Below are 13436 nucleotides of genomic sequence, written 5' to 3'. Positions count from 1 at the left end.
CCGGCTTGCCGCAGGGCGCATCATTGCAGATAATCAGACCATGGCCCTACCTCCCGGTTTCCTTGACGAGATTCGCCATCGCGTTCCGATCAGTCGCGTGATCGGCAAGAAAGTCGTGTGGGATCTGCGCAAGTCGAACCAGGCGCGGGGCGACTGGTGGGCGCCGTGCCCCTTCCATCAGGAAAAATCCGCCAGCTTCCACTGCGACGACCAGAAGGGCTTCTATTACTGCTTCGGCTGCCAGGCCAAGGGCGATGCGCTCTCCTTCCTGCGCGAGGCGGACGGCCTGGAATTCATGGACGCGGTCAAGCTGCTGGCCGCCGAGGCGGGCCTGCAAATGCCCGAACCCGACCCGCGCGCCCGCGAACGGACCGACCTGCGCAGCAAGCTGCTGGAAGTGACCGAAGCCGCCTGCCGCTGGTTCCGGCTGCAGCTGCAGACATCATCGGCCGCCGCGGCGCGCGACTATCTGGATCGCCGGGGCCTGGATGCCGAAGCGCTGGAACGCTTCGAGATCGGCTTTGCCCCCGACAACCGACAGGCGCTGACCACGGCCCTGCGCGACAAGGGCTTCCCCGAGGCGCTGATCATCCAGGCCGGCATGTCCGCCAAGCCCGACAATGGCGGGGCGATCTATGACCGCTTCCGCGACCGGATCATCTTTCCGATCCGCGACGGGCAGGGGCGCTGCATCGGCTTTGGCGGGCGCGCCATGGACCCGAATGCACGGGCGAAATACCTCAACAGTCCGGAAACGCCGCTGTTCGACAAGGGGCGCAATCTCTACAACCTCGGGCCTGCGCGCAGCGCGGTGGCCAAGGGGCAGCGTCTGGTCGTGGCCGAAGGCTATATGGACGTGATCGCCTTGGCGCGGGCGGGGTTCGAAGGGGCCGTCGCCCCCTTGGGGACCGCCATCACCGAGGAACAGCTGCGGCTCATGTGGCGGGTGTCGCCCGAACCGATCATCGCGCTGGACGGCGATGCGGCGGGTCAGCGCGCGGCCCAGAGGCTGATCGATCTGTCCCTGCCGATGACCGGGCCCGGACAGGCGCTGCGTTTCGTCATCCTGCCGGCGGGGCAGGACCCCGACGACCTGATCAAGGCGGCGGGGCCGGGGGCGATGGGGGCGTTGCTGGACGGGGCCAAACCGCTTCTGGATCTGCTCTGGGCGCGCGAAACAGAAGGGCAGGTCTTTGACAGCCCTGAACGCAAGGCCGCGCTGGACCGTCGCCTGCAGGAGGCCGTCGCCCGCATCCCCGACGAACTGACCCGCAGCCATTACACCGAGGAAATCCGCCGCAAGCGGTGGGAAACCTTCGGCGGCGGCGCCCGCAAGCAGAGCCGCAGCAACTGGCAGCCCGGCAACGGACGCAACATGACCGGCAAGCGCGGCGCGCAGCCGACCATCCCCCGCGGCCCGCTGCCCCCCGTCAACCTGAACATGCCCGAACATGGCGAGGATCTGCTGGAGGGCGCGGCGCTGCTGATCTGCGCGCTGCGGCCGACCATGGTGACGATGGTCGAAGCCCGCCTGGAACGGCTGGTGCCCCGCAACGCCGAACGCGGCGCGCTGCTTCACGATCTGCTGACCCAGGGCGAAAGCCAGATGGGACGGCGCTGCCTTGAAACCTTGCGCCGCGACGCCCATCTGGGTCTGACCCCGAACGTGATCCAGCAGCAAGAGGACGCCGCCGCTATCGCAATCCTGCAGAACCTTCTGGACAGGCTGGAAGCGGCCCGTGCCACCAGCCACGAACTGGCCCGCGCCGAAAGCGAGATCCAGGGCGAGGCGGATGAAGGCCTGACATGGCGGATCAGCCAGACGACCCGCGCCCGGCATCTGGCCGAACGTCCCGAACTGGAAACCAGCGGCGACATGGATGAGGACCGCAGCGCGCTCTCTGCGCAGCTGTCGGGCTGGCTGGACGGGCAGATCTGGCGAAAGCCTTCGGGGCGATGATCCGGCATGGCGAATGCGAATCGCCCGCTGGAGGGATCGCGAATCATCATTGCGGACGGCCTTTGATTCGGCCGGGAACCGCGCTAGAAACGTCATAATTCCGCAGCGATTCGCCGCAACTGCCGAATCAACTGCCCAAGACCGCGCCGAGAAGGAGCCCTGGATGGCCGCCAAGGACGACGACCACGACAAGACCGACAAGGACGACAACGCCCATTCGTTGGACATGAGCCAGGCAGCGGTCAAGAAGATGATCGCCGAGGCGCGCGAACGTGGTTACATCACCTATGACCAGTTGAACGCCGTCCTGCCGCCCGAGCAGGTCAGCAGCGAACAGATCGAGGACGTGATGTCGATGCTGTCCGAAATGGGCATCAACGTCATCGAGGACGAGGACGGGGCCGAGGAATCCGAAGGCGGCGCCATCGTCACCACCGGCAGCGGAAACCGCGAAGTCGCCGTCTCGACCACCGAAACCGAAAAGCTGGACCGCACCGACGACCCCGTCCGCATGTATCTGCGCGAGATGGGCAGCGTCGAATTGCTGTCGCGCGAGGGCGAGATCGCCATCGCCAAGCGGATCGAGGCCGGCCGCAACACCATGATCGCGGGGCTGTGCGAAAGCCCGCTGACCTTCAAGGCCATCACGCTGTGGCGCGACGAGCTGTTGGACGAAGACATCCTGCTGCGCGACGTCATCGACCTGGAAACGACCTTCGGTCAGTCCATGGAAGGCGAAGAGGGCGACGAGGTCGTCGTTCCGGTCGCAGGCAGCGAAACCGCGGGCACCCCGTCGGAAGCCGGCAAACGCGAGGAATACGACGCCGACGGAAACCCGCTGCGTTCCGACGACGAGGATGACGAGGACGAAGGGGCCAACCTGTCGCTGTCGGCGATGGAGGCCAGCCTGAAGCCGCGCGTTCTGGAAACGCTGGAATCCATCGCGCTCTACTATGAGCGTCTGTCCGACATGCAGGATCTGCGCATGTCCGCGACCATGAACGAGGATGACAGCTTCTCGGCCACGGCAGAAACCGATTACCAGACCCTGCGCAGCGAAATCGTCGTGCTGGTGAATTCGCTTCACCTGAACAACGGCCGCATCGAGGCGCTGGTCGATCAGCTTTACGGCATCAACCGCCGGATCGTCACGATCGACAGCGGCATGGTCAAGCTGGCCGATGCCGCCCGCATCAACCGTCGCGAATTCATCGATGCCTATCGTGGCAGCGAACTGGACCCGACCTGGGTCGACCGCATGGCGGGCCAGGCCGGTCGCGGTTGGCAGGCCCTGTTCGACCGGTCGCGCGATCAGGTCGAAAAGCTGCGCGGCGACATGGCCGAGGTCGGCCAGTATGTCGGCGTCGACATCGAGGAATTCCGCCGCATCGTGGCCCAGGTCCAGCGCGGCGAGAAAGAGGCCCGCCAGGCCAAGAAGGAGATGGTCGAGGCCAACCTGCGCCTGGTCATCAGCATCGCCAAGAAATACACGAACCGTGGTCTGCAATTCCTTGATCTGATTCAGGAAGGCAATATTGGCCTGATGAAGGCCGTCGACAAGTTCGAGTATCGCCGCGGCTACAAGTTCTCGACCTATGCGACCTGGTGGATCCGCCAGGCGATCACCCGGTCCATCGCGGACCAGGCGCGCACGATCCGCATCCCGGTCCATATGATCGAGACGATCAACAAGCTGGTCCGCACCGGCCGCCAGATGCTGCACGAGATCGGCCGCGAGCCGACGCCCGAGGAACTGGCCGAGAAGCTGCAGATGCCGCTGGAGAAGGTCCGCAAGGTGATGAAGATCGCCAAGGAGCCGATCAGCCTTGAAACCCCGATCGGGGACGAGGAAGACAGCCAGCTTGGCGATTTCATCGAGGACAAGAACGCCGTCCTGCCGCTGGACAGCGCCATTCAGGAAAACCTCAAGGAAACCACGACCCGCGTCCTGTCCAGCCTGACCCCGCGCGAGGAGCGCGTTTTGCGGATGCGTTTCGGCATCGGGATGAACACCGACCACACCCTGGAAGAGGTCGGCCAGCAGTTCAGCGTCACCCGCGAACGGATCCGTCAGATCGAAGCCAAGGCGCTTCGCAAGCTGAAGCATCCCTCGCGCAGCAGAAAGCTGCGGTCCTTCCTTGACCAGTGATCTGAAGGATATCGACGGGCTGGGTTACTTCCTGTACCGCAGTTCGGCCACATCGGAACTGAGCGGAGGTGACACGCAGGATATTTTGCGTTCTGCGCGTCACCGCAATCAGGCCTTGGGGCTGACCGGCTGTCTGCATTTCGAAGACGGGATGTTCTTTCAATGGCTGGAAGGCCCGAAGGAAGGGCTTTTGCAAGTTGTCGACCTGATCCTTGCCGATGATCGCCACCAAGAGATCACCGTTCTGGATCAGGGCGCCTTGGACCAGCGGCGCTTTCAGGATTGGCGGATGCGCTTTTCCGACAGGGACCGGGCTTCGCTGATGGATTGGTTCGCCAGTTCCGACAAATCCACGGTGCGCCCCAAGGATTACGCCGGGGCCGTCGTCGCCTTCCTGCTGTCCATCGCGATCTGACGGCTGGCCTTGCAGGCCGGGCACGAAAAGTGAACACTGGCCGAAAGATCCGGGGGCAGTGGCAGGATGCAGGGTTTGGAAGACATGATCTGGTGGCAGGGCGGCCAGGCGCTGGCGGTTGCGGGCGTGATCGCGCTGCTGGCGGCATTCGGCTGGTTCAGGGCAGCAGGGCGCCTGCGCCGAACCACCGCCGATCTGACCGATCTGCAGGCGCAGCTGCACCAGCGTGACGTTGTCCTTGGCCAGCAGCAGGCGCGCCACGATCTGAACGCCGTTCGCCTGTCCCAGCTTGAGGAAGAGCGCGACGGCTTGACCGATGCGCTGCATCAGGCCCATCAGGCCGCGAACCGGCTGGAAACCCAATTGGCCCAGCATCGCCTTGGCGCGCAGAAGGATGCCGAAGCCGCCGCCCGTGAAATCGCCACGCTGAGGGAAATGCGGGCCGAGATGACGGCGCAGTTCAAGCTGCTGTCGGCCGAAACCCTGCGCGCCCAGCAAGGCCAGATCCAGCAGGCGCAGAACGATCAGCTGAACGCGCTGTTGAACCCGTTCCGCGACCAGGTGAACCGTTTCCAGACCGAGATGCAGACCCGCAACAAGATCCTGGACGAGGAATCCGCCCGCCTGCGCGAACAGATCCTGTCGCTGCACAACCGCTCGGAACAGATCTCGCGCGAGGCGGTGAACCTGACACGGGCACTCAAGGGTGACAAGCAGCAGCAGGGTGCCTGGGGCGAGATGGTGCTGGAACGGATCCTCGAGGAATCCGGCCTGATGGACGGCACGCATTACGATCTGCAATCCACCTGGCGCGATGACGACGGCAAGCTGTGGCGGCCCGATGTGGTGGTGAAGATGCCGCGCGGCAAGGTCATGGTGATCGACAGCAAGGTCTCGTTGAACGATTACGAAGTCTCGGTGACCCATGACGACCCCGCCGAGGCCCAGGCCGCCCTGCGTCGCCATGTCGCCGCGATCCGCACCCATATCACGACGCTGTCGGCCAAGGGCTATCACCGGATGGATGATGCTTCGGTCGATTACGTGCTGATGTTCATCCCGATCGAGGGGGCGTTCTCGGATGCGCTGCGGGCGGACCCGACGCTGGCCTCCTTCGCGATGGAGGGTCGGGTGGGCCTGACCACACCGACCACGCTGATGCTGACCCTGCGCACCATCGAACATATCTGGGCCGTGGAGCGACGCGAAAGCAATGCGATGGAAATCGCCCGTCGTGCGGGGCAGCTTTACGATAAGGTCGCAGGCTTCGTCGACGCGATGGAGGGGGTCGGCAAGGCGCTGGACCAGGCCAATCGCGCGCATGGCCAGGCCATGGACCGCCTGACGCGCGGGTCGGGCAACGTCATCCGTCAGGTCGAGATGCTGCGGGGTCTGGGCGCGCGCAATACCAAGCAGATTGCATTGGACCATGATCGGGGCGACGATGAGGCCCTGGCAGGACCGGAGGCCGCGGAATGATCACCGAATTCAGCATCGACACCCATGGCCCCGCCTGCCACGAATTCACACGCGATATCGCCGACTGGTTGATGCGCGCCAAGGTCGGTGATGGCCTTCTGACGCTGATGGTGCGGCACACATCCTGCTCGCTGCTGATCCAGGAAAACGCCGATCCGGACGTGCAGGTCGATCTGCTGGCATGGCTGGAGCGGATCGCGCCGCCGGCCGATCATCCCTCCATGGGGTGGATCACCCACCGCTACGAAGGGCCGGACGACATGCCGGCGCATCTGAAGGCCGCCGTCCTGCCCGTCAGCCTGCAGGTTCCCGTGACGCAGGGGCGGATGAGCCTAGGCCGTTGGCAGGGGATCTATCTGGTCGAACATCGCCGCGCGCCGCACAGGCGGCAGGTCGCGGCGATGTTCCAACCGCTTTAGTTCTGCGGCATCAGATAGGTTTCGCGGATGACTGCGCGGGCGGGCGCTTGGATCATGTGCATGACCGCATCGGCCACGTCCTGCGGCTGCAGCTTGTCCGGGGCGCCGTCATCGAAGAAGGCGGTGTCGACCATGCCCGGTGCGACGACCGAACAACGCCCGCCCCATTCGCGCATCTCTTCGGCCAGGTTGCCCGCGTAACCATGCACGAACCACTTGGTCGCGCCATAGATCGAGCCCTGGATATGCATGCGCCCGGCCGCCGAACCGGTCAGCACCAGCGTGCCCTTGGTCTTGCGCAGCTGGGGCAGGGTCGCGCGGGCGGTCATGATGACGCCCATGACGTTCAGATCGACCATGCCCTTGATGTCATCCAGATCGCCTGCCTCGGTGCCGGGTTTGGACAGGCCGCGCCCGGCATTGGCAAAGGCTGCGTCGATGCCGCCGAAGCGGTCGGCAGTCTGGGAAACGGCCTGGGTCAGGTCGTCGATATTCGTCGCGTCGCCGCTCGTGACCAGCGCCTTGTCGCCCAGCTCTTGGGCCAGATCGGTCAGCTTGTCTTCGGACCTCGCGAACAGCGCCACGTTCCAGCCCGCCTTGACCGCGCTTCTGGCGGTGGCTGCGCCGATGCCCGAGGAAGCACCGGTGATGAACAGGGTCTTGCCCATGGTTTTTCCAATCCTGTGAATGTTCGGGAAAATGCTGCCGTCGAACGCGGCTTTCGCGTCACAGGTTCCAGACCTGCTATCTTGTGTGCAGCCGATAGCCCTACCCAAGCTCTGCCAAGATGCCTATAGTGGATGGGGATTGCCGGATCGAAGGGACAACGGAATGCGCTGCCCATTTTGCGGGAACGTCGACACTCAGGTCAAGGATTCGCGTCCGGCCGAAGACAATGTGGCCATCCGCCGTCGCCGATTCTGCCCGTCCTGCTCGGGGCGCTTCACGACCTACGAACGTGTGCAGCTGCGCGATCTGGTCGTCGTCAAATCCAATGGCAAGCGCGAGGATTTCGACCGCGACAAGATGGCTCGGTCCATTCGCATCGCCATGCAGAAACGCCCGGTCGAGCCCGAGCGGATCGAACAGATGATCAGCGGCATCGTCCGCCGTCTGGAAAGCACGGGCGAAACCGACATCCCCTCCAAGGCCATCGGCGAGATCGTGATGGAGGCCCTGTCGCGGATCGACAATGTCGGCTATGTCCGCTTTGCCAGCGTCTACAAGAATTTCCAGGATGCGGATGATTTCGACAAATTCGTGTCCGAACTGCGCCCCGGCGCCACCAAGATTGACCTCTGATCCCGCACATGATGCCAGCCACATGGCCCATGCCCTGCGCCTTGCGCGGCGCGGGCTTGGCAATGTCTGGCCCAATCCCGCCGTCGGCTGCGTGCTGGTGCGCGACGGTCGCGTCGTGGGGCGGGGCTGGACGCAGCCCGGCGGTCGCCCCCATGCCGAACGCATGGCGCTGGACCATGCGGGCGACCTGGCGCGCGGCGCCACGGCCTATGTTACGCTGGAGCCCTGCGCCCATCACGGCCGAACGCCCCCCTGCGCCGAAGGGTTGGTTGCTGCGGGCGTGACGCGCGTCGTGACCGCACTGACCGATCCCGATCCGCGCGTGGCGGGCAAGGGGCATGCCATGCTGCGCGCAGCGGGCATCGCCCTGACCCAAGGGGTGCTGGCCGATCGCGCGGCCGAACTGCAGGCAGGGTTTCTCAGCCGCATCACGCGGCGCCGGCCTTTCGTGACGCTGAAGCTGGCCAGCAGTCTTGACGGACGCATCGCCATGGCCAGCGGGGAAAGCCGCTGGATCACCGGGCCGGACGCGCGGGCCCATGTGCATGCACTGCGCGCCCAGCATGACGCGGTGATGGTCGGGGGCATGACGGCGCGCGCCGACCTGCCGCAGCTGAACGTGCGCGGCATCCACACGCCCCAGCAGCCGGTCCGCATCGTCGTCTCCAGCCAGGCATTGCCGCCGCTTGCGCCGCAGGATGCCGATCATGGCCCACTGTGGCGCGTCGAAGGCCCCCCCGATCGGATCATGGCCGATCTGGCGGGACGCGGTATCACCCGCGTCTTCTGCGAGGGCGGTGGTCGCCTGGCCGCCAGCCTTTTGGCGACGGGGCTGGTCGATCAGGTCATCGGCTATAGCGCGGGGCTGATGCTGGGATCGGATGCGCGGCCCTTCGTCGGGCCGACCGGATGGGAACGGCTGGCCGAGGCACCCCGTTTCCGGCTGGTGGAAACCCGCCAAATCGGGCCCGACCTGTTCCACCGCTGGCGGGTGCTTTAGCGCCGCCAGATCCAGGCATGTCCGGCCAGCGCCCCTTGGGCCTTGGCCAGCAGGCGCAGCACCGGGGGCTGCCCGCCGATTCCCGACCGCAGGCGGTCCAGCGCAACCTCGGGCGGGCAGGGCAGACCGGTCAGCGGATCGCGATAGCGCGGATAGGCGATCAGGCAGGCATGGACCAGCGCGGCCAGGTCCGGTCTGGCCTGTCTGCGTGCGGGGATCGGCCCCAGATCCCGCGTCAGGCCCCAACCCGCATAGAAGGGCGCGCCGAGGGTCGTCACCGGAACCCCGCGCAGCAATGCCTCGAACCCCATGGTCGAGGTGATGGTCCAAAGCTCGTCCACGTTATCGATCAGCGTGACAGGATCGGCCTGATCGGCGACGTGATCGGCCAGATGGCAGGCATCGATCCGGCCGGGGCGCAGGCCCGCCTCGACATCGGGGTGGGGTTTGAAGACGATGAAGGCGTCCGGGTTGTCAGCGCGCACGCGTTCCAGCAGCGCAAGATTCGTGCGCTCGACCCCCGCCCCCTTCAGGATCGAGGCGTCGTTTTCCACCTGACCGGGAACCAGGATGCGACGGCGATGGTCGCGCGGCGGCAGGTCGGTGACGCCGTCCAGATTGTATTTCGACAGCCGCGCGGCGATCAGGGTCGCAATCAATCGCTGCGCCCGGTCATGACCGCCCGGCGGCAGGCCCTGGGCAATCAGGCGTTCCAGCCGCGACGGCGCGGTCGGGTCGAAATAGATGCCCAGATCGTCGGCCACGACCGACAGCGGCGGCGTCAGCGCCGCCCCAAGGCCGCGCGATCGCAGAAAGCCGTCCTCGACCCGCGTGGCCTGCGGAACGTCGCCTGCATGGCCGGCCCAGGCCAGCGTCACCTGCGCCGAGGGCTTGGCCGCGAAACGCAAGGGGGCGGCATCGCCGAATTCGCAAGCGATGAAGCGACGTTTCCACAGCCGCATGCCATAGGCCAAGTGGCCGCCGCGATCCTGTCGAAAGGCCCGCGTTTCCGCCTGCATCTGGTCCAAGGCGCCGTCGAAATCGGTCAGCCGGTCGCGGCAGGGATCGTACCATGTCGGGCCGTTCAGATGGCTGGCCGCGAAAAGCGCGCTGCGGGTCGCGGTGCCGCGATGCAGGGGCATGTCGTCCTGGGTCAGGCCCCATCCCGCATAAAAGGGCTGGCCAAAGATTCGAGGCATGTGCCCGGCCAGCAGCGCCTCGTAACCCAGCTGAGAGCTGACGGCATAGACCGCGTCCGCTGACTCGACCAGCCGCCAGGGCGAAACAGGCCCGTCGCAGATCAGATCGCCCGGTCGCAGATCGGCTGGCCCAAGATGCCCCGATCGCAGGCCCGCAGCGGTTTCGGGATGGGTGCGGATGACGATGCGGCGGCCCGGATTTTCATCCCGCGCGGCGGTCAGCATCTGCAAAAACCGGTCCCGTCCCGCCCCCTGCAGCGAAGCGTCCCCACGCGTCTGGTCGATGACCAGCACATAACCCGGCGCAGGCGGGAGCAGGTCGGGATCGTGCATGTTGTATTTCGACAGGTCCAGCGCCCGCAGCCGCGCCAGACCCTGATCGGCCTGCGCGATCTGCGCCCCGGACAGGGGCTGCGCGATCAGGCGGTCCAGAAGCGAGGGCTGCGAGGGGTCGAAATGCAGGCCGATCGGATCGATCAACAGCCCGATGGGGCCGCGTCGCGCCAGCCGTTCCCGGCTGCGCCCCGGCAGGACCGACCGCAGGAACGCGTCTTCGACCGTGACCACGGGGCTGGCATGGCGGCGCGCGACGGCCCTGCCGCGCCAGGCGGTGGGGCTGGCCCCCCAGATGCCCACCGCATCGCCGGGACGCGGCAGGCCGATGACGGGCCGCCATCCAGCCAGGGTCAGGATGCGCGCCAGCCGGGGCCGGTTCAGGAAGCCCAGGTTGAAAATGCAAAGCCGCCGGGAGATCCCGGCGGCTTTGTCGTCATCACCCCTCATCGAAGGGTCAGTTGCCGAGCGAGCTGAGGCTGTCGGCCGTGGCCGCGCTGCCGGTCACGGCGGACAGGGTCTTCTGCCACTGCACATAGGGTGCCTCGGTCACATAGACGGTGTCGCCGTCGCGGATGACGAAGTCCCGCGCCAGGAACAGGCCGTTGGGACGCGTCAGGTCCAGCACATAGGCGAAACGCTGCGACCCGATGACCGGCTTGCCCAGAACCCGGCTTGCCACCGATTCCGGTTCGTCGCGCAGAACGAAGACGCCGGTCGGATCGGCCAGGGTCGAATTCAGACCGCCGACCATGGCGATGGCTTCCGCCGCGTTGATGGTTTCATTGCCCAGGGGCACGCGGGTCTGGCCGCCAAGGGCGCCCAGGGCGGTGAAGTTGCGCTGGTCTTCCTCGACCACGATCAGGTCGCCCGGACGCAGGGCGATGTCGTTCGAGGGGCTGGCGTAAAGATCGGTCAGCCAGACGCGGCCGCTGTCATTGCCGCGCTTGACGGTGACGACGGCGACCTCGGGGGGGATGGCGACGCCGCCAGCGCGGGCCAGCATGGCCGACAGGCTGCGGGTCGGGCGTTCGATCGGATAGACGCCCTGGGCGCTGACGCTGCCGACGACAGACACCGTGGCACCGTCACCGGCCATGCGCTGCACCGTCACCTGCGGATCGGGGGTCTGGGCGGACAGACGTTCGGTGATGTTCTGGCGCAGCTGGTCGGGGGTGCTGCCGGCGGCGCGGACGCGGCCTGCATAGGGCACGAAGATGAAGCCCGCGCTGTCCACCTGGATTTCCGTCAGCTGGGTTGAGCTGCTGCCGAGCGACGCCAGAAGCCCGTCATCGACGTTCTCCCAGATCGACAGGCCCAGCACGTCGCCCGCCCGGATTTCATCCGCACCGACCTGACCGGCCGCGCGGAAGCTGTTCGAGAACCCGTAGGAGGGCGCAAAATTGGCGGCCCTGGTCACGTGGTCATTTACATAGATCACCTGGGTGTTGCCACCGCGTTCGACCGCGCCATCGAAAATCTCGCCCTTGTTGGGGCCCGAACGCGGCAGCGCACAGGCCGAGACAAGCACCATCGACGCCATCAGAAGCAGCCTTACCGGCGCCTTGAACCGAAACAAAACTGTCACCTCGCATACTCCTGTTATCCAGTTCCGGTCTTTGTCGACCGGTTCGTCATTAGTTTAGCGGTGCCATCTTTGGCAGGCTATCGAATCTTGTCGCGGCGGCATCATCCGTCGCGATCGCCCAGTTGCTGGCGGGGAAGCGTGCGTCCCGATGCCAGCGCCTGGTATGGGTCTTCGGCCGACAGCATCATGTCGGCGACCTGCCGCAGGGCATGGGCGCGCGACCTGCCGGCATAGTAGCCGCCCGGAACCTGGCTGGTCTGTAGCAGGTAGTCGCGGAAGACGCGATAGGCCTGCGGGTCGGGGGCATCGGGCGATTGCAGGAAATCCTCCAGCGATTGCTCTGATACCAGTCCCGGCTTTTCATAGACGGCACGGCCCAGGGTCTTGACCGGGATGCCGCGCCACAGGGCCTGCTGGGCGGCGGTTGAATTGACCGTGACGACCGCGCGGGCATGGGACAGGATCTCGGCCAACTTGCCGCCGCGGATATAGTGGACGCGTTCGGGGATGCCGGCGGCGGCGGCGGCGGCGCGAATGGCGGCGCGGTTGCCCGCGCGCCCGTCCTCCAGCGGGTGGGCCTTGAAGACCAGGTGATGGTGGCGCGGGGCCGATCGGGCGAAGGCCGCGATCACCACCTGGATGAACTGGGCATTTTTGGTGAAGGGTGAATGGCCCAGGAAATTCGAATCATGTTCCAGCTGCATCGGGACCAGCGCATAGGGCCATCCCGACAGTCGCAGCCGGCGCCATTGCAGCGCGCGTCCCAGGTTATAGGCCGGCGCCAGCATGAAGCGGCGCAGGTTCAGCCGGAATTCCTGCACCACGGAAATCGCCCGGTGTCCGTGATAGGCCCGATAGCGCCCATTCGCGATCAGGATCAGGAAGTGATAGAAGGCGCCATAGAATTTGTGCTGGCGCATGTCGCCCCAATGGGCGGGGGGGCGGCGCACCTCGTTGATCTGTTCGCGCAGCACGGCGCGCATTTCGTCCAGCCCGATCCCCAGCAGCGCCGAATTGCCGTTCGAACCGTGGCGTTCATAGGTGATCCAGTAGGGACGCAGATAGCCTTCCTCGAAGACGTGGAAACGGATGCCCCGGGCGGCGGCCTGCGACCGTGCGGTGTCGTGGATGGCACGGACATCGCCGTAAAGCACGATATCGGTCACGCCCTTGCCGCGGATCAGCTCGGCCAGATGGTCGGGCCATTCCAGCACGCTGCCCTCGTGCCGGATGAAATGCGGCTTGTCGCTCCAGAAGAATTCGTCGCCCGCGTTGAAGCCGCAGCGCCAGACCTGCGCCCCGGCGGCCCGCAACAGCCGCGCAAGCCGGTCGAAGAACGGCCCGTGCGGTCCCTGCAGCATCAGGAAGACGCGGCCATCGGCGGGCAGGTCGGTCATGTCCACATCATCTGCCGCTGATCCGGTCGTGACGGCCGGATCGGTCCTGACGGGGCTGGCGGTGTCCAGATCATACATGGGCAACTTGCGAAAATTCCGTATCCTCACCGACACGTTACCACATGGGATGCCATGAACGCCGTCCCCGATCCAGCAATTTGTCCCGATGATGCAAATGGTAACGGTTCTGCCACA

General features: G+C 65.9%; 11 protein-coding genes. 7 read left to right on the top strand and 4 right to left on the bottom strand.

The annotated features are described in order from the left end of the window. The first annotated feature begins 40 nt into the window (after positions 1-40). From dnaG to IE00_RS06740, 5 genes are all read left to right on the top strand, one after another. Positions 41-1960, top strand: coding sequence for a DNA primase (dnaG, locus tag IE00_RS06760; RefSeq protein ID WP_072296306.1), 1920 nt, complete (start codon positions 41-43; stop codon positions 1958-1960). 163 nt (positions 1961-2123) lie between these two features. After that, positions 2124-4109 carry an RNA polymerase sigma factor RpoD gene (gene rpoD, locus IE00_RS06755; protein ID WP_072296305.1) on the top strand — a complete coding sequence of 662 codons (1986 nt, stop codon included), beginning with the start codon at positions 2124-2126 and terminating at the stop codon, positions 4107-4109. After that, positions 4099-4524 carry a BLUF domain-containing protein gene (locus tag IE00_RS06750; RefSeq protein ID WP_072296304.1) on the top strand — a complete coding sequence of 142 codons (426 nt, stop codon included), beginning with the start codon at positions 4099-4101 and terminating at the stop codon, positions 4522-4524. The genes rpoD and IE00_RS06750 overlap by 11 nt, the downstream gene beginning before the upstream one ends. 66 nt (positions 4525-4590) lie before the next feature. Beyond that, complete coding sequence (gene rmuC, locus IE00_RS06745; protein WP_072296303.1) at positions 4591-6003, top strand: DNA recombination protein RmuC; 1413 nt, start codon at positions 4591-4593, stop codon at positions 6001-6003. Further along, positions 6000-6422 carry a secondary thiamine-phosphate synthase enzyme YjbQ gene (locus tag IE00_RS06740; protein ID WP_072296302.1) on the top strand — a complete coding sequence of 141 codons (423 nt, stop codon included), beginning with the start codon at positions 6000-6002 and terminating at the stop codon, positions 6420-6422. The genes rmuC and IE00_RS06740 overlap by 4 nt, the downstream gene beginning before the upstream one ends. On the opposite strand, the gene IE00_RS06735 is transcribed toward IE00_RS06740, so the two are convergent. Beyond that, positions 6419-7090 (bottom strand): SDR family oxidoreductase, encoded by a 672-nt coding sequence (locus IE00_RS06735; RefSeq protein WP_072296301.1) that lies wholly within the window; start codon positions 7088-7090, stop codon positions 6419-6421. The two genes, IE00_RS06740 and IE00_RS06735, sit on opposite strands and share 4 nt — an antisense overlap. 163 nt (positions 7091-7253) lie before the next feature. On the opposite strand from IE00_RS06735, the gene nrdR reads away from it, so the two are divergent. Next, complete coding sequence (gene nrdR / locus IE00_RS06730; protein ID WP_072296300.1) at positions 7254-7724, top strand: transcriptional regulator NrdR; 471 nt, start codon at positions 7254-7256, stop codon at positions 7722-7724. 22 nt (positions 7725-7746) lie between these two features. Then, on the top strand, positions 7747-8724 hold the full coding sequence (gene ribD, locus IE00_RS06725) for a bifunctional diaminohydroxyphosphoribosylaminopyrimidine deaminase/5-amino-6-(5-phosphoribosylamino)uracil reductase RibD (RefSeq protein ID WP_072296299.1): 978 nt from the start codon (positions 7747-7749) through the stop codon (positions 8722-8724). Here the strand turns inward: ribD and IE00_RS06720 are convergent. The 3 genes from IE00_RS06720 to IE00_RS06710 all read right to left on the bottom strand — a co-directional run bounded on the left by IE00_RS06720 (position 8721) and on the right by IE00_RS06710 (position 13241). After that, entirely contained in the window at positions 8721-10706 is a 1986-nt protein-coding gene (locus tag IE00_RS06720) for a capsular polysaccharide biosynthesis protein (protein ID WP_072296298.1), read from the bottom strand. The genes ribD and IE00_RS06720 overlap by 4 nt on opposite strands. 7 nt (positions 10707-10713) lie before the next feature. Further along, complete coding sequence (locus IE00_RS06715; RefSeq protein ID WP_072296361.1) at positions 10714-11790, bottom strand: polysaccharide biosynthesis/export family protein; 1077 nt, start codon at positions 11788-11790, stop codon at positions 10714-10716. A 155-nt stretch (positions 11791-11945) separates the two neighbouring features. Further along, positions 11946-13241: a capsule biosynthesis protein gene (locus IE00_RS06710; RefSeq protein WP_072296360.1), complete on the bottom strand. Its 1296-nt coding sequence runs from the start codon at positions 13239-13241 to the stop codon at positions 11946-11948. Positions 13242-13436 lie beyond the last annotated feature (195 nt).

It is taken from the genome of Paracoccus sp. SM22M-07, assembly GCF_001887735.1.
Lineage (GTDB): Bacteria > Pseudomonadota > Alphaproteobacteria > Rhodobacterales > Rhodobacteraceae > Paracoccus.
This window is presented reverse-complemented; position numbering and strand designations above follow the sequence as displayed.

Bases quoted from the DNA above. Each gene is read 5' to 3' on its own strand.
- nrdR (WP_072296300.1), top strand. From the start codon at position 7,254: ATGCGCTGCCCATTTTGCGGGAACGTCGACACTCAGGTCAAGGATTCG.
- IE00_RS06740 (WP_072296302.1), top strand. From the start codon at position 6,000: ATGATCACCGAATTCAGCATCGACACCCATGGCCCCGCCTGCCACGAA.
- ribD (WP_072296299.1), top strand. From the start codon at position 7,747: ATGGCCCATGCCCTGCGCCTTGCGCGGCGCGGGCTTGGCAATGTCTGG.
- IE00_RS06715 (WP_072296361.1), bottom strand. From the start codon at position 11,790: ATGGTGCTTGTCTCGGCCTGTGCGCTGCCGCGTTCGGGCCCCAACAAG.
- rpoD (WP_072296305.1), top strand. From the start codon at position 2,124: ATGGCCGCCAAGGACGACGACCACGACAAGACCGACAAGGACGACAAC.
- IE00_RS06710 (WP_072296360.1), bottom strand. From the start codon at position 13,241: ATGACCGACCTGCCCGCCGATGGCCGCGTCTTCCTGATGCTGCAGGGA.
- dnaG (WP_072296306.1), top strand. From the start codon at position 41: ATGGCCCTACCTCCCGGTTTCCTTGACGAGATTCGCCATCGCGTTCCG.
- rmuC (WP_072296303.1), top strand. From the start codon at position 4,591: ATGCAGGGTTTGGAAGACATGATCTGGTGGCAGGGCGGCCAGGCGCTG.
- IE00_RS06720 (WP_072296298.1), bottom strand. From the start codon at position 10,706: ATGAGGGGTGATGACGACAAAGCCGCCGGGATCTCCCGGCGGCTTTGC.
- IE00_RS06735 (WP_072296301.1), bottom strand. From the start codon at position 7,090: ATGGGCAAGACCCTGTTCATCACCGGTGCTTCCTCGGGCATCGGCGCA.